We start from the raw sequence: 19,977 nt of genomic DNA, 5'->3' as shown, positions 1-19,977 counted from the left end.
AAGATGCTGGTCAAGGGTATTTGGGAATCTCTTCTTAGAATTCCTCCGCAAGAGTGGGCGGTGTGGGGGGGGACTGCGCGTTTTGTGTGACTTTCTGATGGTTTCTTACCGCTATTTTTGCGGGTAGTCACCCGTATGCTCCTCAAAAAAACAGTGCAAACCATTCATCCATAGCAACCCTTATTTTCTATTTCACTGCGATAAACGCTTGTATTCAGCACATTCCATTCAATGCTTGCATGCTATTTATGTGGCTGCGTCTTCCTTGCTTTTGTAAATCTCCTATTTGTTCGCTCTCAAGCATCCATCCCAAATTGACGATACAGAAGGACATCTGAATGCAAGATGGGTGGCTTGGGTAGTCAGTGAATGACACAAGAGATGCCACAACTGAAGCGTTTGGGTAAACGGGCGATAGCAGGAGATATTGCACGAATCAATGTTTGAGGGCACAGGACACGGCAAGGATTTGCCCAAACCAGGCCAGGCCCTTAGTCGTACGGCGTTTTGTCATCGAAGGAGAAGGAAAATGCGAGCTGTATTGGGATTGCCGATGCTTGCAGTCATCTTGGCTGCTTTCTCGGCGAACTCGGCTGAAGCCGCTTATGGCGGGTTGTTCAGCTTCCGGAACTGTGGCTGTTGCGAACCAGCCACGTATGAATGCTGCAAGAAGCAGTGCTACACGGTCAACAAGACCTGCAAAGAGGTCGTGTATGAAAAGCAGGAACAAACCTGCTACAAGACCGTGTACGAAAAGGTGTGGGAAGATAAGACGATCGATTGCGTGACCTACGAAACGGAAACACGCTACAAAGATTGCACCTACACCACGTGCAAACCAGTTTGGGAAACCAAGACTCGCACGGTGAACTACACCACGTGCAAGCCAGTTTGGGAAACCCGAACCAAAGACATTTGCTACACCGTGTGCAAACCGGTCTGGGAAACCAAGACCAAAGAGATTTGCTACACCGTGTGCAAGCCAGTTTGGGAAACCAAAACCAAAGAGATCTGCTACACCGTGTGCAAGCCTGTCTGGGAAACCAAGACCAAGGAAATCAACTACACTGTGTGCAAGCCGGTTTGGGAAACCAAGACCAAAGAGATCTGCTACACCGTGTGCAAGCCTGTCTGGGAAACCAAGACCAAGGACATCTGCTACACCGTGTGCAAGCCGGTCTACGAAACGAAGCACCGTGACGTTTGCGAAACGATCTGCAAGCCAGTTCACTACACCAAGACCGTAAAGGTTTGTGGCGGTCACTGGGAAACCAAGACCGAAACGATTCCTGGTCCGGTTGTGAAGAAGTGCATCCAAGAGCCAGGTTGCTGGACTTGGGATCCTTGCTGCTGCAAGTGTGTGTACTGCCCAGGCGAAAGCAAGATCGTGGAAGTCCAGTGCCCACCGAAGACCTGCTGCAAGAAGGTCTGGGTTCCGGAAGTCACCGAAAAGCAAGTGAATTGCGTTCGCTACGAGCGTGAAACCATCACCAAGCAGGTTCCTTACAAAGTGTGCCGCATGGAGAAGGAACAACGCGTCAAGACTTGCACCTACAAGGTTTGCAAGATGGTGCCAGAACAGCGAGTCAAGACTTGCACCTACAAGGTTTGCAAGATGGTTCCTGAGCAACGCACCAAGACCTGCACCTACAAGGTCTGCCACATGGTGAAGGAAAACAAGACCAAGACTTGCACCTACAAGGTCTGCAAGATGGTGCCAGAACAGCGAGTCAAGACTTGCACGTACAAGGTCTGCAAGATGGTTCCTGAACAACGCACCAAGACTTGCACCTACAAGGTTTGCAAGATGGTCAAGGAATGCCACACGAAGGAAGTGCCTTACAAGGTGTGCAAGATGGTCCAAGAGACCCACACCAAGCAGGTTCCTTACTGCGTGAAGAAGCCTGTCCACACCACGAAGACTGTTAAGGTCTGCAAGTGTGTGCCAAAGCAGGTTGCCTACACCGTTACCCGCTGCGTGCCGAAAGTTGTCTGCAAGACGGTTCCGGTCACGGTCTGCTGCCCAGTTCCTAGCTGCGACCCAGGTTGCGGAGAAGTGGCTGCCAGCGATTGCGGTTGTGGTGCGTAACGTTGCAAAACCGGCTCCTTGGACTCTCTGCCGGAGAGTCTAAGGCACTGGCCTGGTAGTATAGCGGCTCGAAACTTCGGTTTCGGGTCGCTTTTTTTGTTTCTTGGTTTACGCTCGCGAGGCACCGATGGAAGGATCGCCTGATAGTACCTAGGAGATGGTATTAAAGCCGTTGTGTTTTTTGATTTCGGGAATTCTGCCAAAGGCAATTTTGTCTTCCAGTACCCCGCGATAGGCATGGGTATGAGCAAAGTAAATGGAATTCGGCCCCCAACGATCGCTGATCTCATCTAAGGTGTGGGAAAGGCGTTGCGATTGAGAGAACTCGTCAAAGAGATAGCCAGAGACTTCTGATTGAGCGATAAGTTGTCCTACCGTCACATCGACTTTCTTAATGCCACGCAAGTTTCGTGGTCGTTGTTGCCAAAGCTTTTCGAATTGATGCAGGAGCGAGAAGGTATCTTGCGCACAGGGAAGATCGGTATGGGCTGAAAATAGCGGTCTGCCGTTACCGGTAAGTGTGAGATGCAAGCGACGCGCAAAGTACCCGGTATGCCGCAGACGCTTGGCCAGTTTGCATAGCAGGAGCACCAAGATGCAATGCGAGCCTTGTTCATTGCGATATCGTGGATCAAGAACACGGCCGTGGCTCATGGAAGATCGCCTCGTGGTTGGCTCCGGATTGTCGATTCCGTGTAAACCATCCCACCAACTTGCCCCAGAGACCGAGCCCCATATTTGCAGCGCACGGCGACGATCCAATTGCCAAAGCTGGGGGAAGGATTGGATACCGGCATGTGCCAAGCGAGCTTCCATCGCGCGACCAATTCCAGGGAGATCGGCCAACGGGATCTCGGCTAAGCGATCTGCGACATCAGAAGTTTGCAAAAGGGTAACCGCGTCTGGCTTTTTGAGGTTACTGGCGATCTTCGCTAACAGCCTTGTCGCAGCGATACCAATCGAACTGGTCAGGTAAGGGCCAAAATCTTGGCGAAGTTGGCGCCGAATCGCTTCAGCAAGATCGACGGCGCGGTGCGGGGATTGATATTGCCCACGTAGCCGGATTGTCCATTCGTCGATCGAGTAGACGTGATAAACTTCCGCGCATTGATCGATGCTTTTTAGAAGTTGATGGTGAACTTGCACGTAAACATCGGGGCGTGCTCGCACCAAGGTGATATCGGGGCACAGACGTCGGGCTTCAAAAACTTTTGTGCCAGTGCGAATCCCAAAGCGTTTGGCCTGGTAGCTTGCCGCGATCAAGCAAGTTGATTCTGATTCCAGTGGAATTACGCCGATTGGCCGATTACGAAGTTCCGGCCGCAGATACTGTTCAACCGACGCGAAGTAGGAATTCATATCCTGCATGATCCAGTTTACTTGCGTCATGACGATCGTGCCTTTGCGTTGTGGGTAAGTGTACATGTATACACTTAATGTTCGGCAAGGCAAGCCGGTGTCTCCCTTCGAAAATAAAAAAGCACCCTGCGTTGAGATAACGCAGGGTGCTTTGAAGATTTTCTCGCTGTAGGAGAGAAATCGACGGAGCGTCTTAGACGCGACGTTCTCGCAAGCGGGTTGCTTTACCAACGCGATCGCGAAGGTAGTACAGTTTGGCACGGCGGACGACGCTGCGGCGAGTGACTTCGATCTTAGCGATCTGTGGGCTGTGCACAGGGAACTTCTTTTCCACACCTTCCCCGGCGACAATCCGGCGGACGGTGAACATTTCACGGGTGCCGCTGCCGCTTTTCGCGATCACAGTACCGATGAATTTCTGGATGCGTTCTTTTTGACCTTCGAGGATCTTCGTGTGAACCTCGACGGTGTCACCGATTTCAAAGAAATCGACCTCAGACTTCAGGTAGGTCTGCTCGACCTTCTTCATTAGTTCTTGGCTCATTGCCAGTTTCCTTCTGCTACAGCGAGTTAACGTTTTTTCTCGTTCGCTTCGTCCGTTTGCTTGGTCAGCAAATCGGCCCGCCGCGTTTTTGTTTTTTCAAGGGATTGGTGTTTCCGCCACGCAAGGATTTCCTGATGATTTCCACCAAGGAGAACCTCTGGCACACTGAGTCCGCGATATTCACGCGGCCGAGTGTATTGCGGAAACTCGAGTAAACGATTGCCTTCGCTGAAGGAATCGTCCACGGCACTTTGTTCGTCACCGAGTACGCCGGGAATCAAGCGAATCACACTGTCAATGATTGCCATTGCTGCCACTTCGCCTCCATTGAGAACAAAGTCGCCCAGCGAAATCTCTTCAGGCTGTAAAAGGTCGATCACGCGTTGATCGAAGCCTTCGTATCGCCCACAAATGAGGGTCAGTCGTTGTGCTTGGGCCAATTCTTCCACCAAAGGCTGATCAAGTGTTTTGCCTTGCGGGCTCAACAAGATCAATCGGCCGGGGAAGGGGGCCAACGGCTTGATTTGTTCGATTGCTTCCACGACCGGTTGGACGCGTATGACCATGCCTGGCCCGCCGCCAAAGGGTCGGTCGTCGACTCGATTATGTTTATCGTTAGCCCAGTCCCGTAGATTGTGGACGTGGGCTTCGACCAACTTTTTCTCGATCGCCTTGTTTAAGAGACTTTCTCCGAGGTAACCGGCGAAAATCTCTGGGAACAGGGTCAGCAGATCGAACCGCATGGCAGCTTACGCGCCACCCTCTTGCTGCTCGCCACCGTCAGCAGCGGCTTCCACAGCTTCACCTTCAGCAGGAGCAGCAGCTTCGGCGCCTTCTTCGGCCGGGGCTTCTCCTTCAGGGGCAGCTGGAGCTTCCGGTTCAGGTTCTTTGATTTCCACTTTCGGAGGAACGTAAGCCGTTTTGGTCGCCATGCGAGCCAAGGCTTCTTCACGGGCAGCTACATGGGAACCGTTGGTGCCGTACTTGCGAATAAGAACAGCGACCTTTGGGGAAGGCTGAGCACCCACGCCAAGCCAGTAGTCGACGCGCTCGGTCTTGAGGTTAACCCGGGCATCCTTTTCTTTGACGAAAGGATCGTAGGTGCCGAGGTACTCGATTGCCTTGCCATCTCGCGGGGAGCGAGAATCCATGGCGCAAATACGATAGAACGGACGATGAGTCCGGCCCATCTTCTTCATGCGAATGCGAACTGCCACGTAACGTTACTCCTAAAGTAATACTGTGGGCACAACACGCTCAACGACGAGGTTAACGACGCCGTTTTTTGAGCTTCTTCTTAAGTTTCTTGTGATTCTGGATGTCCTTCGATGACATCCGTTTTCCGGTACTTTGTTTTTGCTTTTTGACGCGTCCGGTGGGATCCATCAACTCGCCACTGCGAAGTTTTCGCATCATGTCCATGGCCCCAGACATGCCACCGCTGGCCATTCCCTTCATCATGGTGGCCATCGAATCGAACTGCTTCAACAGTTCGTTGACCTCTTGCGGGGAAACGCCAGAGCCACGGGCTATCCGCTGTCGACGGCTGTTGTCGATCAGTTTGGGATTGGCTCGTTCGTCAGCGGTCATCGAGTCGATCATCCCGCCGAGGCGACGCATCTCTTTTTCGTGGTCGCCGCCTTGTAGCATCTTGCCTAGTTCACCCATGCCAGGCATCAGGCCCATCATCTTTTGCATCAGACCAGGGCGGGCGATTTGGTTGAGCTGCTTCCGAAAGTCGTCGAGGGTGAACTGCCCTTTTTGCAGGCGTTCTTGCGTTTTCTGGACTTGCTCTTGATCGAACTCGCGTTGGGCTAGTTCAAACATCGAGAGGATGTCGCCCATCCCCAAGATGCGGCTGGCCATGCGATCTGGGTGGAACGGCTCGAGGCCGTCCATGTGTTCGCTGACGCCGATGAACTTAATCGGAACGCCGGTGACGTGCTTAACCGAGAGGAGGGCACCACCGCGGGCGTCACCATCGAGCTTGGTCATCATCACGCCGTCTAGTTCCAGGGCATCGTTAAATGCCTTGGCACTGTTGACTGCGTCTTGGCCGGTCATGCCGTCGACGACGAGGTAGACCTGATCGGGCTGAACCTTTAGATCGATGGTCTTGAGCTGGTTCATCAGCTCTTCATCGATCGCCAGTCGTCCTGCGGTATCGAGAATCACGACGTCGATGCCGTTGTCGCGGGCATGTTTTACCGCGTTTTGGCAAACGGCGATCGGGTCGCTGGCACCTTCTTCGCTATAGACGGGCGTATTGACGCTCTCGCCCACGATATGTAGCTGTTGAACGGCGGCGGGACGCTGAAGGTCGGCTGCCACCAAAAGCGTTTTTTTGCCTTCAGTACCGATCAAGCGGGCCAGCTTGCCGCATGTGGTCGTCTTACCAGCACCCTGAAGACCGCACATCATCAGTACGGTGACATCAGGTTTTAGGTGGAGCGACGGATCGGAGTCGCCACCGAGGATATCGATCAGTGCTTGCTGAACGATACCGACGAGTTGTTGTTCAGGTTTAAGGGATTTCAGGACGTCTTGGCCGATTGCTTTATCGGTGACGTTTTGCATGAAATCCTTGACGACAGAATAACTTACGTCCGCTTCAAGCAGGGCGTTTTCGACCATTTTCAGGCCTTCACGCATGTTCGATTCGGTCAGTCGGCCTTGTCCGCGCAGCGTCTTAAACGCCGATCGTAAGCCGTCTTGTAACGAGTCCAACATGGAAAAAGCTGCCTAAAGGTCGAAAGTTACGCGTCGCCGGGAGTTTGCATTTAAGCCAGAAAGATCGCCGCTATAAGGGCAAAACCTATCTACGGCCCACTCCCGAGAGATGGGTCGAAACGCGTATTCTAGCGAACCCCACGGTAGGTTGACAATTGGTAATGTGTCGAGAGCCGGTCTTTTTCTGGCAGGGAACGCTGAATGGGGGGCATGGTTGTTTCGCTGTCGCCTCGGTAAATCTACCGAGGCGAGGCCAATTTACTGCCGACTTACTGGGCATTACCACCCGCCACAGCTTGTGGTCTATTCTTAACCGGAAGCGGTTTCAGGCCTTTGATCTCTAGGGTTGAGACCTGCTTCGTCTCAAGATCAAGCACGCGGATTAAGTGGTTGTTGGTGTCCGCGATGTAAAGCTTGCCACCGGCATGGGTTAAGCCTGCTGGTTCGTCGAATTGGGCCGGATCGTCGGCGGTGCCAGGTTTACCCGTCCCGGCGATTGTTTTAACGGCCCCAGTCTTGGCGTCAATGGCCTTGATTTTGTTGTTGTAAGTATCGGCGGTGTAAATGACTCCGTCGACATAGCACACTCCCAAGGGATGCTGAAGCTTGGCTCTTCGGGCAGTTCCATCGACATCGCCAAAGGTAAACAATCGGGCTGACGAAAGCTTGGAGGTGCCGACAAGCGTTTTTACCGAGGCACGCGGGTTAAACGGAACCTCGCGAATTGAACTGCCTTCGCTATCCGCCACAAACAGTGTCTTGCCGTCGGAAGTGAGGCCAGAGGGTTGGGCAAACGAAGAAAAGCCTTGCTGGTAGGGGATGGAAGGAAGGAGGGGCCCATCGACGATGTCTTCCTGCCCGTTTCCAGCGTAGGGGCCGATTTCTGACTCGTCGAGTTTCATCTTCCAGATTTGGTGAGGACCTGCCATGGCGATATAGAGGCTATCCTCATGGGGCCATAGAGCCCAAGGACTGTTAATCGCGGTTGTCTTGGGGGTACCAATATAGCGCGGAGGGAGGTTGTCGACCGTGGGGTTCGCCCCCATGCCAGGCCATGTTTCGTTGCTGGTGCCTTGTCGGCCTAGGCCAGCGATCGTAGCGACTTTTTTATTTTTGAGATCAATTTTTCGGAGCAAATGGTTCTCGGTATCGGCCACATACAAAGTGTCCTGTACAAGGGCCATTCCTTGAGGGTGATCGAATTGAGCGGAGGCGTAGTCGCCGTCAGCAGATCCGATCTCGCCAGTGCCGATCACATCTTGCAGTTCGCCCTCAAGATTCGTGATCACAATGCGGTTGTGGTTCGAGTCGGCAATGAAGAGGCGGTTGGAAGCCTCGTCAGCGAGGATTTTGCCGGGAAAACGAAGTTGAGTTGGCTCTTGGCTATAAGCTAGAAGGTCGAATTCGATTGGCTTTTCATTTAAGGTGCCATTTTGGCGATAGTAAGGAATTGCTGCATTAAGGACCTGTTGAATCTCTTCCGCTTGAAACTCTCCTCGGCGGAGATACACGACGTTCCCTTCTGGGTCGATCAAATACATGGTCGGCCAACTGCTAACGAAGTAGGTTGTCCAGATCTTTAGTTGGTCGTCGTTGACGACAGGGTGTTCGATCTCGTAACGGAGGATTGCTTCTCCGATATTGGCGGCATCTTTCTCGTTATCGAACTTGGCGGAATGGACCCCGATCACGACCAGCTGGTTGCCGTATTCCTGCTCTAACTTCTTTAATTCTGGTAGGATATGCATGCAGTTGATGCAGCAATAAGTCCAGAAGTCGAGCAGAACGAACTTGCCCTTCAGGTCTTTCAGTTCCAGTGGCCCTTTGGTGTTCAGCCACTCCATGTCCTTGGGAAAAGGAGGTGCTGGAACGCGTTTGGGGAATGGGTTTTCTATTTTCTGAACCACCATCGTCGTGGTGTCGTCAATGTCGGAGGCTGCATTTTGCTGGGTGGTTGGATCTTCCGCATTGGCTAATGGAGATATTGCAGAATTGCTACAGCCAACCAGCAGCAATACGAGAGCAGCCTTGGCTAGTTTGCGCAGGCTCGGCAAAAGATGATTATCCAAAATGTTCATGGATGGTCCTTCCGGTGATAGGGCGGGGTTCCAACGCAATTGGAGTGTTTTCAGCGGGAAGAGGCTGTATTTTTTCGTACAATACCAGATATTCTACCCCCAAGAAGGCATAAATGTTTCCTTCTGCCTCAACAATCTGACCACGTTGCTAGCGATCTACTTTGGACTTGGTGCAACGAACTTAAAAAAAATCCTGGGGTGGGCATGGAATTTGGCCGACAAAGTATAACGATTATAGCGATTGATCCGGCAATGTCCGGACACGATATTTTCGAACGTGCCGCATGAACGTGCTATCTTTGGTGGAATGGTCATCAAGTGGACGTGGACTGTGTGGATTTCACCACATCCTTCCCACGATTAGCCTACCCCGCCAAAATATCGGAGGATCCTACCGTGTATCGAAAGCTATGGCTTGCTGTTTGTTTGGTGCCTTTGTTTGCTAACTTGGGGATGAGCCAAGATTGGGCAAACAAGATGTTCCAAGTGCGAACGCACGATTTTGGCACCGTGGCAAAAGGGGCCAAGGTGTTTTATGAGTTCGAGATACAGAATATCTACGAAGAAGACGTTCACATCGCGGGCGTCCGTTCGAGTTGCGGCTGCACGAGCCCTTCGATCAAGAATGAAACGCTAAAGACTTGGGAAAAAGGCGCTGTTGTCGCCAAGTTGAATACCGATAGTTTCCTCGGCCATAAGTCTGCTACTGTTACGGTTACGATTGACAAACCGTTCTATGCAGAAGTTCAGCTGAACGTATCAACCAACATTCGGGGCGATGTTGTGTTTGAGCCAGGTTCGGTTCAGTTCGGCACGGTCGAAAAAGGGGAAGGGGGCGTTGCTAAGGTCCACGTAAGCCAAGCAGGGCGAAGCGATTGGACCATCACCGACGTTCGCAGCAATGATGATTTCCTGGGCGTTGAGATGCTGGAAACCAATCGTGGCGGTGGCCGCGTTGGTTACGACTTAACGGTTCGCCTGAAAGAAAACGCGCCTGTCGGTTTCATCTCTAGCCAGTTGGCCCTGATCACCAATGATGGCCGTGCACCTTCGATTCCTTTGAATGTCGAAGGCAAGGTTGAATCCCCACTGAGTGTCAGCCCTGGCGCGTTGCAGTTGGGTGAGTTGAAGCCTGGTGAATCTACGCAAAAGAAGCTGATTGTGCGTGCTAACAAGCCATTTAAAATCACCGGCGTGAAGTGCGATAGCGAATGCTTCAAGTTTGCCGAATTGCCGAGTGAAGCGAAGAAGATGCACTTTCTGCCTCTTACGTTCACTGCAGGGGCTGAAGGTGGTAAGGTTGCCGAGAAGATCGTGATCGAGACCGACCTAGCAGGCGGGACTGAAGGGGAATCAGTCGCCACTGCGGTGGTTCTCGGGGGAGCAGCAGAGACTTAATCTCGCGAGTTTTCTGGCATCTACAATTAAAAAAGGCTGCGTTCTAACGACGCAGCCTTTTTTCGTGCGGAAAACCAACTTCGGTTAACTGGTGCTTAAGAGTTGCTAGAAGCAATCTTTTTCTCCGGCAGCGGTGGAAGTGATTCTTCCAAAACGCCTCGCACGCGTGGCCACATCAAGATGGCCTCGACGACCATCCAAGCTTGCAGCACCAGTACACTTGCTCCGAGGAGACTTAGCAGCGTCTTGTTTTCGGCCAGGTAGCCGTGCTCGCTAAATAAGTTGTGGTACATCGCCCAGGCCGGGAAGATCAGCATGCCGATCATCGGGATCACGACAAACCAAATTGGTTGATTACGCCGCCACAAGTAAAAGGCAGTGACCATCATCGCCAGCCCAGCTAAAAGCTGATTCATGGCCCCAAACAAGGGCCATAAAATCTTGCCGCCAGCACCAGGGACAGGGCCTGCGAAAACCGCAATCGCCAAGGCCGTGGCCACCGCTATGCCCGTTGCCGCATACTTGCCTGAGAGGGGACGAGTGATTGGTGTGGAAGCCATGAGCTCTTGAAAGACATATCGCTGTAGGCGCGTGGCCGTATCGAGTGTTGTCGCAGCGAAATTCGCGACCAGTACGGCAATAATGCTAATGCCAATCTCAAGGGGGATTCCAATCGAGGTAAGGAAGTTGGCTCCCCCTTCGACAAAGGCCGCAACCAGATCTTGCAGCCCGAATGCTCCCCAGCCTTTGGCCATGTCGTAACGCATTTCCCAGGCCGCGCGTCCCACGATGGGAACGCCTTCGGCATCGGTAACTGCTGTGTAGGCAAATCCGCCACCTTCAAGTGGCCCACGCTCGAAAATCCCCATGCCGACACCAGCACAGCAGGCCAGAATCACGATCACCGCCAACCCACCTTCCAGCAGCATGGCCCCGTAGCCGATGTACTGGGCGTCCGATTCCTTTTCAACCTGTTTACTGGAGGTACCGCTGCTCACTAGGCAGTGAAAACCACTGCAAGCACCGCATGCGATGGTAATAAACAGAAAAGGAAACAATGGTGGTGAGCCTGCGGGAAGCTCAGTGGCCACGGCTGGCGTTGAACCAACTAAGTCGGCCGCTCCTGTCACGCTGGCCACCAACAGACCTGCAAACAAAAGGGCCAGGGCAACGAGTAATTGATGGCTGTTGACATAGTCTCGCGGTTGCAGCAGTAACCAAACCGGTAGTACCGAGGCAACAAAACAGTAGATCAACAAGATCACCGTCCAGACGACCAATGGGCTCAGGTACGGGTCGGCTGCCGTCTCTGGCCCTAAGGTGCTCACCAAGATTTCACCAAGATTGATGGGCAGGAAATAGACGCCCACCAAGATCGAGGCATACACGATGAACAAAGCAACCAAGGAGGGAACAAGCAGGTGGGCGTCTTTGCGGCGTGCGTAAATGCCAATAGCGATAGCAATCGGCATGCTTATCCAGACCGGAAGAACGGTTTGTGGGTACTGGGCAAAAATCACGGCCACCACCAGCCCAAAAATGGCCAACACCACCATCAAGGCCGATGCCAGGACAAGCAAGAACAAGTATTTGGCTCGCTTATTGATCATTCGACCAGCGATTTCACCCACCGTTTGGCCCCGATTTCGCAGGGAAATGATCAACGATCCTAGGTCATGCACCGCACCGACAAAGATCGAACCGAAAATCACCCAGAGCAACGCCGGCAACCAGCCCCAGAAAACAGCGATTGCTGGACCCACGATAGGCCCTGTTCCGGCAATACTTGTGAAGTGGTGGCCAAAGACAATTTGACGATCGGTAGGGACAAAATCGATGTCGTCTTGTAGCTGTTTGCTGGGAACCTCGCGTTGGTCATCTAAGCCGAAAATCTTATGCGATAGCCAACGCCCATAGGTGTGATAGGCAACAATAAAACCAACAAATGAAAGGACCGCAACGATTAAGGTCGACATAGGCGAAAAATGTGTGTCACGGCGTTGGGGGCCATGCATCCAAGGAGAGAAGGGAACATGAAGGAGGGTCTGGGTGCGGGGATAGTGGGCATTCCCGCCTATCTTTATAATGATGGATTCTCCTGGCGGGGTGAATAGCTTACATAAAAACAGAGAAAACTTTTTTTCGTACATCGAGACGCCCCACACCGACTCGCTACGATTTCATAAGGATTGGATTGATCGTGTCAGAAAAGACTGAAAACGTCGTTATCGTCGGAAGTGGCCCTGCTGGATGGACTGCCGCCATTTATGCTGCGCGGGCAAACTTGAACCCATTGCTCTACGAAGGCGCTGCTCTGCAGGAGCATTACGACCTGGGGCGAGGTCCGCTGGGGCAGCTGGCCATGACGACAGAAGTCGAGAACTTCCCCGGTTTTCCCGCTGGGGACCTCAGCGGTTATCTCGACAACGCCATTGATGAGAGCCTTCGTCAGTACATGGCTCCGCACCAAAAGCATGGGGTCAGTGGCCCCGAGTTGATGGAGCTTATGCGGCAACAGGCCAAAAATTTCGGAACGCGTGTTGTCACCGATGATATCGTAGAGGTCGATTTCTCTGAGCGACCCTTCAAGCTGAAGCCACGCGAAGGAGACGAGTGGCTTGAAGCCAGGTCGGTGATTATCGCCACCGGTGCTCGCGCCAATTACCTGGGCTTGGAATCGGAGAATAAGTACAAAAACCGCGGTGTCAGTGCGTGTGCCGTTTGCGATGGCGCGCTACCTCGCTTCCGGAACAAGCCGTGCGTTGTTGTGGGTGGTGGCGACTCGGCCATCGAAGAAGCGGACTACCTCAGCAAGTACAGTTCGGTAGTCTACTTAGTTCACCGCCGCGACAAACTCCGCGCTTCTCAAGCGATGGTCGACCGGATCATGGACAACAAGAAGGTCGAGATCGTCTGGAACCACGTGGTGACCGAAGTTCTCGGAGACGATGAGAACGGCGTTACGGGGGTCGACTTGGCCAGCACGGTTGACGATTCGACGAAGCAATTGGACACCAGCGGCTTCTTTCTTGCGATTGGCCATACTCCCAATACCGATTTTCTGAAAGGAAAATTGGATATGAACGATGCTGGCTATTTGAAGTGGACGGTCCCGTTCCGCACCAATACAAGTGTCGAGGGCGTTTTCGCCGCCGGGGACGTTGCTGACGACTATTACCGTCAGGCAATCACTGCCGCAGGAACCGGTTGTATGTCGGCTTTGGATGCCGAGCGTTGGCTGGCCTCGCAGGGCTTGCATTAAGCAAAAAATGCAACCATCATTAGATGCACTGAGAACCTTGCTGGTTCGATTTGCAAACTGAATTCAGCAAAGCAAGGGGAACTACGACAGTTCCCCTTCTTTGTGTTCCCACCTCCCCATCACCCCTTATCTACGCCAAATCTCGGCGAAGGATTCGCTATGTCGGAAACCACAACCAAAGTCGAAACAGATCGAGAGATTCTGGAAGAGGCACAAGCGAACGGTCCAGCCGCCACTTTGGGTGCTTGGGTGCGATTGTCGGGGCCTGGCTGGATTCAAAGTGCGATTACCTTAGGGGGCGGTTCCCTTTCCGGGGCCGTGTTCTTAGGGATCTTGGGTGGTTTTAACTTGCTGTGGTTGCAGTTAGTTGCCATTGTGATGGGGGTGGTGATGCTCTCGGCAATTAGCTACGTCACCCTCTCTACCGGCAAGCGACCATTTCGCGAGATCAATTCCCACATCAACCCGGTGCTCGGCTGGGGATGGGTATTGGCGACGGTTGCGGCGAACATGATCTTTTTGATGCCGCAGTTTGCCTTGTGCTATGGCGTGCTCAATACAAACATGGGGCTGGTGCCCGATGACTTGCAGTCCAAGGTGATCGTCTCCATCATCCTGTTTCTGGCTGGTGGCGGTATGGTGGTGCTAAACATGCGCCCTGGACTCCCGTCTAAGATCTTCGATGTGCTGCTTAAAGGAATGATTGGCGTCATCGTGCTTTGCTTCTTTGGGGTGGTAATCAAGTTATCCATGAGCGATGCGTTTTCGTGGTCTGCTGTGTTCCAAGGATTCATTCCAGATTTATCTGGTTGGAGCCAGCCTACTGGTCAGCTGGCCGAGATTGCCTCACAGGTTGAAGAACCTCAGCGGTCCTACTGGACCGAAAAAATTATCGAAGTTCAGCGAGCCTCGATGATTGGGGCTGCAGCGACGGCTGTTGGGATCAACATGACCTTTATGATGCCTTACTCGATGTTGGCTCGCGGTTGGGATCGTCCTTTTCGTGGGCTGGCTCGCTTCGATCTCTGCACTGGTATGGCGATTCCCTACATCTTGGTGACAAGCTGTGTGGTGATTGCCTCTGCTGCGGCGTTTCATGCGAATCCGGGCAAAGAACTGCTGTCTGAAGATCCGGCAGAGATGACTGAGAGCAAGATCTACGATGATTGGGCAAAATTGCTTGCCACGCGTATTATCAAGGAAGATCAGCAAGCGTTTGAGATACCCGAAGAATACCTGGCTGCTTCCAAAACCGAATCTGGCGAAATCAATCAAGGCAAACTGATTGCCAATCTAGTTGCTCCGGATACTGAGAAAACGGGACTCAAGCCTTTTGTGCCTTTGCAGGAACAAATTGCAAAACTATCTCCACAAGAAAAGACTCTGGCTTCTTCACTGGTGAAGCGGAAGGAATCTGTTTTGGCCGACTCGCTAAAGCCTCTGTTAGGTGAATTTCTTGCGAAGTGGGTTTTTGGTATCGGCGTATTAGGAATGGGCTTTTCGACCATTGTGATTCTCATGATGATCAACGGCTACGCTTTCACGGAAATGGCCAACGTTAAACCAAATGGTGCTGTTCATATCGTGGGTTGTGCGTTGGCTGGGCTTTCAGGCGCATCCTGGTTTGTGGTTTGGCAGGGATCGGCGCAAACCTGGCTGAGTATTCTGGTGTCGAGCTTTGCCATCATGTTCCTGCCGATTGCCTACGTAACGTTCTTCATGATGATGAACAGCAAACGGATTTTGGGGAAAGATAAGCCAACCGGCGTCAGCTGGCTGATCTGGAATCTGCTGATGATTGTCTCGGTGATTGGTGCCATTGCGGCTGCCAGCGTGGCGCTTTACGACAAGATCACCGGTGCCGGTACGCCACTTCCGCTGAAGTACACCGTCTTGACCGTTGTGGTCGGCTATCTGATCCTGTTTATAGGCGGATTCTTCCTCCGAAAGCCTTTTGATGAAAAAGAAGGCTCAGAAGAAGTCGCCGAAGCGTCGTAATTCAGCTCACTCCCAGTGATCCCGACCGCCTAGCAAGGCCGGGATCGCAACGGATGTAAATCGATATTCAGGGAAGGTCCCATGCAGAAACGGTCTGTTCTGGAAGCTCGTGGTGCGGAGACAATTGGCCAGCAAGTTTGCCTCGAAGGTTGGGTTCGTACGCGCCGCGACTCGAAAGGGGGCTTTAGCTTCATCGAACTGAACGATGGAAGCTGTCTGGCCAATATTCAGGTAGTCGCCGACGACAAGCTGCCAAACTACGAGAGCGAGATCAAACACCTCACGCCCGGTTGCTCAATTCGTGTTGTGGGCGAAGTAAAAGAGTCGCAAGGCAAAGGACAATCGACCGAAGTTCAGGCGTCCGAAGTCTTTCTCTATGGCACTGCCGATGCCGAGACCTATCCGCTGCAAAAGAAGCGGCATACGTTTGAAAAGCTGCGGGAATGGGCGCATCTGCGCACGCGCTCGAATACGTTTGGTTCTGTCTTTCGCGTGCGGAATCGGGTTTCGTTCTCGATTCACCAGTTCTTTCAAGAACGAGGCTTCCTGTACGTCAACACACCGATCATCACTGCTTCCGACTGTGAAGGGGCTGGCGAGATGTTTCGGGTGACGACCTTAGATATCGAGCAGCCACCCAAGGTCAACGGCAAGATCGACTTCAGCAAGGACTTCTTTGCCCGGCCTGCTTACCTGACCGTAAGTGGCCAATTGGAAGGGGAAATCTTCGCGACCTCGCTCGGTAAAGTTTATACCTTTGGACCCACCTTTCGGGCTGAAAATTCCAATACTTCGCGTCACTTGGCCGAGTTTTGGATGGTAGAACCGGAGATCGCGTTTGCCGATTTAGAAGCCAATATGGAAGTGGCAGAAGCGTTTCTCAAGCGGATTTTTACCGACGTGATGAACGACTGTGCTGAGGATATGGCTTTCTTCAACGAGCGGATCGAGCCTGGCATTTTGGATACGCTGGAAGGGATTGTCCAAAGCGAGTTCCTTCGCTGCAGCTATACCGATGCAATTGACATCCTGCAGAAATCGGGGCATCCGTTCGAGTACCCGGTCAGTTGGGGGATGGATCTTCAGTCGGAGCACGAGCGGTATCTTACCGAGCAGCATTTCAAGCGACCGGTTATCTTGCACGACTACCCGCGATCGATCAAACCGTTCTACATGCGGTGTAACGACGACGGAAAAACGGTCCGGGCGATGGATGTTTTGGTCCCTAAAGTGGGCGAGATTATTGGCGGCAGCCAGCGGGAAGAACGGCTCGATGTGCTCGAAAGCCGCATGGCCGAGCAGGGGCTCAACGCCGAAGAGTACTGGTGGTATCTAGACTTACGTCGATATGGCACGGTTCCTCACTCTGGTTTTGGCCTTGGCCTAGAACGCGTCCTACAGTTTATTACTGGCATGGGGAACATTCGGGACGTGATCCCATTCCCCCGGACTCCTGGCTGGGCCGAATTTTAGTCGGCCCTTCCTTTTCGCCCTTGGCCTCTAGGAAACCGACAATATGGATTATCGACGCGTATTGCCCCTGCTAACCATCTTGGGCTCGCTAGCTTTTGCTTCGAACGTATTGGCAATCGATTTGCGGGAACTGAAAAAAGAGATCGAGGCGGAAAAGGCTGTCCTGCTCGATGTTCGCGAAGAGGTCCAGTGGAAGAAAGCCCATCTCGTCTTGGCGGTGCCTTGCCCGTTCTCCAAGGTTTCGATGGATGTTGAGGCCCGGAAGTTCATCTCGCCATACACGGCCGTCCCTGACCTGAAGATCTACTGCTTCAGTGAAAAGGGAAAGGTGGCCGTTGTTGCCTCGGATATGTTTAATCGAGTGAATGCCAAAGTGATTCCGATTACCCAGCCATACCAAGATTTTGTGGCAGCCGGGTTTAAGGAAAAGAAAGCGGGCGATCCTGATTACGACCCGAGTATCCCGATTTCTGCACCTTAAAGCACTGAAATGGGGGCTGATGTCTTGCTGAATGTGAGCAAGTTTATGGTAGAGGTGGCGGTTTTCTGCGAGGATTGCGACGTGCATCGGAATCCTCGTTTGGTTATATTTACGGAAACCCTTATGTCCATGCGTTCTGGACGCATGCCTCCGTAACACAACCGTCTCTGAAAAAACTTGTAACGATGATCAATCCAACTTACTCGTTCGCTTTGAGCCTATTGGCTGTGTTTGCCCTGGTGTCGCCTGCGTTGGCGGTCGATCTGAAGGAAGTTCAGAAGCAAGTCGAGGAGGGTAAGGCGGTCTTAATTGACGTTCGAGAAGAAGACGAATGGAAGCGAGAGCATTTAGCTCACGCAATCTTGGTGCCTGGTTCCGAGATCAATTCACGGGAGAACCGCGATAAGGCACTCGAAAAAATCAAAGCAGATCCCGACCAGAAAATCTATTGCCACTGCAAGTCGGGCGGGCGAGCTAAATTGGCCGCACGCGTCTTAGGCAAGTTGGGGATCGAAGTTATTCCGATTACGGAATCTTACCGCGAAATGGTAGACGCAGGATTCGTTCAGGCAACGGAAGATGGCATGCAGGTGAAGCCACGCGAGAAGTTGACGCCTCAGTAAGCCTGATATTCCGCACGCTACCGAGCTTGTTGAAACTGAAAATAATAAAGTAGCCCGGCGATCGTCTTCCCGTCGGCAATGCGCCCGTCGCGGATCATTGCTTTCGCTTCGGTTAGAGAAACGATGTGGTTCTCAATTTCTTCCCCTTCTTCGCGGGCCGGGGCGTACATGGTTAGGCCGGTGGCGAGGTAGGTATACATTTTCTCGTCCATCACCCCTGGCGAAGGATAGTAGACGGTTAGCAACTCGATCTTGTCTGCCTGGTAACCAGTCTCTTCTTGCAGTTCGCGGCCAGCGGTGATTTCCGGTGGTTCATTCGGTTCGAGGGTGCCAGCAGGCAGCTCAAAAAGCGTTTGATCGACGGCAATGCGATAGTTCTTGATCAGGCAAACATGCTCGGCATCGACCAGCGGAAGAATCACGGCTGCCCCTGGGTGACGCATGACATCGCGGGGGCGTTCTCCTTGCCAGACACGCTCGATATTAAAACGAATCCCCTCGAAAACGGTCTTGGGCGATTTCATGCGGAAAACTCCTGGGGATGGTGAAGAGAAGTGGTGTCGTTTGTTTCATTGTGCGGAACAATCGCGGCATTCGTAAGAGGGGGCTTTCTAGCCCTCGCCTTCATCGGTGGCCAGTTCCGTGGGGCTTGATATCGCAAACGGAGCTTCTCCTCGCCCAAGATAGTACAACCCGTGAAATAAGACATTAAACAGCAGCACGCCAGCTATCGCTCCGACCAATGCCATGCCGCTAACTTGTTCGTGAATAAGCGTCCAGGCGAATTGCCCGATACATAAGAGTGACACGATCACCAACGTTGGGGTTCGGCTGATCAGGTTCACCACCAAGGCGCCAAACGGTGCTCCTATCGCCACGACCGGCGCGGCAGCCAGCCAGTTGGAAAAGACCTCTCCATCGATCGCGTAGGCAGAGGGGAACCACGTCGCTAAACACGCGTTCGAGGCAATTCCGACAACCGACGTAAATGCCATTAATATTACCGATGTGGGAATGGCAAGCTTGAGGTCGGCTCGATAGAGCAGAACTAACGTCGCATAGATGAGCATATCGATTCCGACACCTGTGATCGAAGAGGCGACGCCACCAACGACCCCAATGAGCAGCCCGATTGGTAAATCGAATGCCCGCCAACGTTGGCTGATTCCGGTCGAGGCAACCAATTCGCGCAGCTTCACTAAGTGCATGATTCCGAAGCTGGCCCAAATCACGGCAAAGGTCAGCTTGACGGCAAGATCGGAAATGCCTGGTGCCACCCAGGCCGCTCCTAGTGGCATGCCGAACAAGGCTCCTATCAAAGCTGGGCGAAGCAGGTCCCAGTCGACGCTTTTTCCGGACGACAGGATGTAAATACTGGCCGAGACCATCCCAATCGATTGAATCGCTAAGCCAAAATTTCGGCCCAGCGAGCCAGGCATGTCGAACAAGAGGACCAAGACGGGAAACGCGACGGTTCCCCCTCCCATCGGAGTTGACCCGGCAACGTACGATCCAACCGACATGGTGAGAGCAATCGGCCAGTGCGATACCACCGTGGGCCAGCAGCCAGCAAACGTGACAATCGCCAGCCACGTTCCATAAAACGCGACTAGCCAGGCATAAAAAGGCCAAAGCCGAGGCAACGATTTCAAAGGAAGAGATCCCATCAAGGGGAACGCCTAAAGAAAACGGTTTTACGCTCGGTGGGCTGTCAAAAATTCGGCACAGCCAGCGAGTCGACTTGGGAAATTGTGGGCGTTTTAACAACACTTGTCAAGACAATTGATCGGCACTGGGACTGTGGTCCCTTTTCGTCATGGCGGACAAGCGTTTGCGGTGCTAGACTCAAGCGAGATAACTTGCCTGCATCGACTATCTTAGGCGGATTAGGTCGTTGCTTTGGTCTTTGCCTTCATGCCAACTATCCCGGAACTAGGTTCCG

General features: G+C 52.8%; 16 protein-coding genes. 7 read left to right on the top strand and 9 right to left on the bottom strand.

Features of this window, described 5'->3' with window-relative positions; genetic code table 11:
* The first annotated feature begins 529 nt into the window (after positions 1-529).
* Positions 530-2,089, top strand: coding sequence for a hypothetical protein (locus DTL42_RS10490; protein ID WP_114368678.1), 1,560 nt, complete (start codon positions 530-532; stop codon positions 2,087-2,089).
* A gap of 150 nt (positions 2,090-2,239) precedes the next feature.
* Here DTL42_RS10490 and DTL42_RS10485 read toward each other — a convergent pair whose 3' ends face one another.
* From DTL42_RS10485 to DTL42_RS10460, 6 genes are all read right to left on the bottom strand, one after another.
* The gene (locus tag DTL42_RS10485) at positions 2,240-3,478 is read right to left on the bottom strand and encodes a Y-family DNA polymerase (RefSeq protein ID WP_114368818.1); all 1,239 of its coding nucleotides are present in this window, start codon (positions 3,476-3,478) and stop codon (positions 2,240-2,242) included.
* A gap of 163 nt (positions 3,479-3,641) precedes the next feature.
* Positions 3,642-3,992 (bottom strand): 50S ribosomal protein L19, encoded by a 351-nt coding sequence (gene rplS, locus DTL42_RS10480; protein WP_114368677.1) that lies wholly within the window; start codon positions 3,990-3,992, stop codon positions 3,642-3,644.
* A gap of 26 nt (positions 3,993-4,018) precedes the next feature.
* Positions 4,019-4,735: a tRNA (guanosine(37)-N1)-methyltransferase TrmD gene (gene trmD / locus DTL42_RS10475; RefSeq protein WP_114368676.1), complete on the bottom strand. Its 717-nt coding sequence runs from the start codon at positions 4,733-4,735 to the stop codon at positions 4,019-4,021.
* Positions 4,736-4,741: 6 nt separating this feature from the next.
* Positions 4,742-5,209, bottom strand: a complete 468-nt coding sequence (gene rpsP / locus DTL42_RS27005; protein WP_199590119.1) for a 30S ribosomal protein S16 — start codon at positions 5,207-5,209, stop codon at positions 4,742-4,744.
* A gap of 52 nt (positions 5,210-5,261) precedes the next feature.
* A complete protein-coding gene (gene ffh, locus DTL42_RS10465) occupies positions 5,262-6,722 on the bottom strand; it encodes a signal recognition particle protein (protein ID WP_114368675.1) in 1,461 nt (486 codons plus the stop codon).
* Between the two features lie 269 nt (positions 6,723-6,991).
* Positions 6,992-8,800 (bottom strand): thioredoxin-like domain-containing protein, encoded by a 1,809-nt coding sequence (locus DTL42_RS10460; protein ID WP_234824158.1) that lies wholly within the window; start codon positions 8,798-8,800, stop codon positions 6,992-6,994.
* A 396-nt stretch (positions 8,801-9,196) separates the two neighbouring features.
* On the opposite strand from DTL42_RS10460, the gene DTL42_RS10450 reads away from it, so the two are divergent.
* Positions 9,197-10,198, top strand: coding sequence for a DUF1573 domain-containing protein (locus DTL42_RS10450; protein ID WP_114368673.1), 1,002 nt, complete (start codon positions 9,197-9,199; stop codon positions 10,196-10,198).
* 95 nt (positions 10,199-10,293) lie between these two features.
* On the opposite strand, the gene DTL42_RS10445 is transcribed toward DTL42_RS10450, so the two are convergent.
* Positions 10,294-12,174, bottom strand: a complete 1,881-nt coding sequence (locus DTL42_RS10445; protein WP_114368672.1) for a carbon starvation CstA family protein — start codon at positions 12,172-12,174, stop codon at positions 10,294-10,296.
* Positions 12,175-12,398: 224 nt separating this feature from the next.
* Between DTL42_RS10445 and DTL42_RS10440 the strand changes: the two genes are divergently transcribed.
* The 5 genes from DTL42_RS10440 (at position 12,399) to DTL42_RS10420 (ending at position 18,035) form a co-directional block, all read left to right on the top strand.
* Positions 12,399-13,460: an NAD(P)/FAD-dependent oxidoreductase gene (locus tag DTL42_RS10440; protein WP_199590118.1), complete on the top strand. Its 1,062-nt coding sequence runs from the start codon at positions 12,399-12,401 to the stop codon at positions 13,458-13,460.
* 510 nt (positions 13,461-13,970) lie between these two features.
* A complete protein-coding gene (locus DTL42_RS10435; protein WP_338065624.1) occupies positions 13,971-15,458 on the top strand; it encodes a divalent metal cation transporter in 1,488 nt (495 codons plus the stop codon).
* Positions 15,459-15,539: 81 nt separating this feature from the next.
* Positions 15,540-16,931: an asparagine--tRNA ligase gene (asnS, locus tag DTL42_RS10430; RefSeq protein ID WP_114368670.1), complete on the top strand. Its 1,392-nt coding sequence runs from the start codon at positions 15,540-15,542 to the stop codon at positions 16,929-16,931.
* A gap of 43 nt (positions 16,932-16,974) precedes the next feature.
* Positions 16,975-17,412, top strand: coding sequence for a rhodanese-like domain-containing protein (locus DTL42_RS10425; protein ID WP_114368669.1), 438 nt, complete (start codon positions 16,975-16,977; stop codon positions 17,410-17,412).
* A 185-nt stretch (positions 17,413-17,597) separates the two neighbouring features.
* The gene (locus DTL42_RS10420) at positions 17,598-18,035 is read left to right on the top strand and encodes a rhodanese-like domain-containing protein (protein ID WP_114368668.1); all 438 of its coding nucleotides are present in this window, start codon (positions 17,598-17,600) and stop codon (positions 18,033-18,035) included.
* A gap of 17 nt (positions 18,036-18,052) precedes the next feature.
* On the opposite strand, the gene DTL42_RS10415 is transcribed toward DTL42_RS10420, so the two are convergent.
* Together DTL42_RS10415 and DTL42_RS10410 are read right to left on the bottom strand one after the other, a co-directional pair.
* Positions 18,053-18,559 carry an NUDIX hydrolase gene (locus DTL42_RS10415; RefSeq protein WP_114368667.1) on the bottom strand — a complete coding sequence of 169 codons (507 nt, stop codon included), beginning with the start codon at positions 18,557-18,559 and terminating at the stop codon, positions 18,053-18,055.
* An 87-nt stretch (positions 18,560-18,646) separates the two neighbouring features.
* Positions 18,647-19,702 carry a sulfite exporter TauE/SafE family protein gene (locus DTL42_RS10410; RefSeq protein ID WP_114368666.1) on the bottom strand — a complete coding sequence of 352 codons (1,056 nt, stop codon included), beginning with the start codon at positions 19,700-19,702 and terminating at the stop codon, positions 18,647-18,649.
* Between the last annotated feature and the right edge of the window lie 275 nt (positions 19,703-19,977).

The organism is Bremerella cremea (assembly GCF_003335505.1).
GTDB lineage: Bacteria > Planctomycetota > Planctomycetia > Pirellulales > Pirellulaceae > Bremerella > Bremerella cremea_A.
This window is presented reverse-complemented; position numbering and strand designations above follow the sequence as displayed.

What these genes read in the sequence shown, in the direction of transcription:
- DTL42_RS10490 (WP_114368678.1), top strand. Translation starts at nt 530, where the DNA reads ATGCGAGCTGTATTGGGATTGCCGATGCTTGCAGTCATCTTGGCTGCT.
- DTL42_RS10485 (WP_114368818.1), bottom strand. Translation starts at nt 3,478, where the DNA reads ATGACGCAAGTAAACTGGATCATGCAGGATATGAATTCCTACTTCGCG.
- rplS (WP_114368677.1), bottom strand. Translation starts at nt 3,992, where the DNA reads ATGAGCCAAGAACTAATGAAGAAGGTCGAGCAGACCTACCTGAAGTCT.
- trmD (WP_114368676.1), bottom strand. Translation starts at nt 4,735, where the DNA reads ATGCGGTTCGATCTGCTGACCCTGTTCCCAGAGATTTTCGCCGGTTAC.
- ffh (WP_114368675.1), bottom strand. Translation starts at nt 6,722, where the DNA reads ATGTTGGACTCGTTACAAGACGGCTTACGATCGGCGTTTAAGACGCTG.
- DTL42_RS10460 (WP_234824158.1), bottom strand. Translation starts at nt 8,800, where the DNA reads ATGAACATTTTGGATAATCATCTTTTGCCGAGCCTGCGCAAACTAGCC.
- DTL42_RS10445 (WP_114368672.1), bottom strand. Translation starts at nt 12,174, where the DNA reads ATGTCGACCTTAATCGTTGCGGTCCTTTCATTTGTTGGTTTTATTGTT.
- DTL42_RS10435 (WP_338065624.1), top strand. Translation starts at nt 13,971, where the DNA reads ATGATCTTTTTGATGCCGCAGTTTGCCTTGTGCTATGGCGTGCTCAAT.
- asnS (WP_114368670.1), top strand. Translation starts at nt 15,540, where the DNA reads ATGCAGAAACGGTCTGTTCTGGAAGCTCGTGGTGCGGAGACAATTGGC.
- DTL42_RS10425 (WP_114368669.1), top strand. Translation starts at nt 16,975, where the DNA reads ATGGATTATCGACGCGTATTGCCCCTGCTAACCATCTTGGGCTCGCTA.
- DTL42_RS10420 (WP_114368668.1), top strand. Translation starts at nt 17,598, where the DNA reads ATGATCAATCCAACTTACTCGTTCGCTTTGAGCCTATTGGCTGTGTTT.
- DTL42_RS10415 (WP_114368667.1), bottom strand. Translation starts at nt 18,559, where the DNA reads ATGAAATCGCCCAAGACCGTTTTCGAGGGGATTCGTTTTAATATCGAG.
- DTL42_RS10410 (WP_114368666.1), bottom strand. Translation starts at nt 19,702, where the DNA reads ATGGGATCTCTTCCTTTGAAATCGTTGCCTCGGCTTTGGCCTTTTTAT.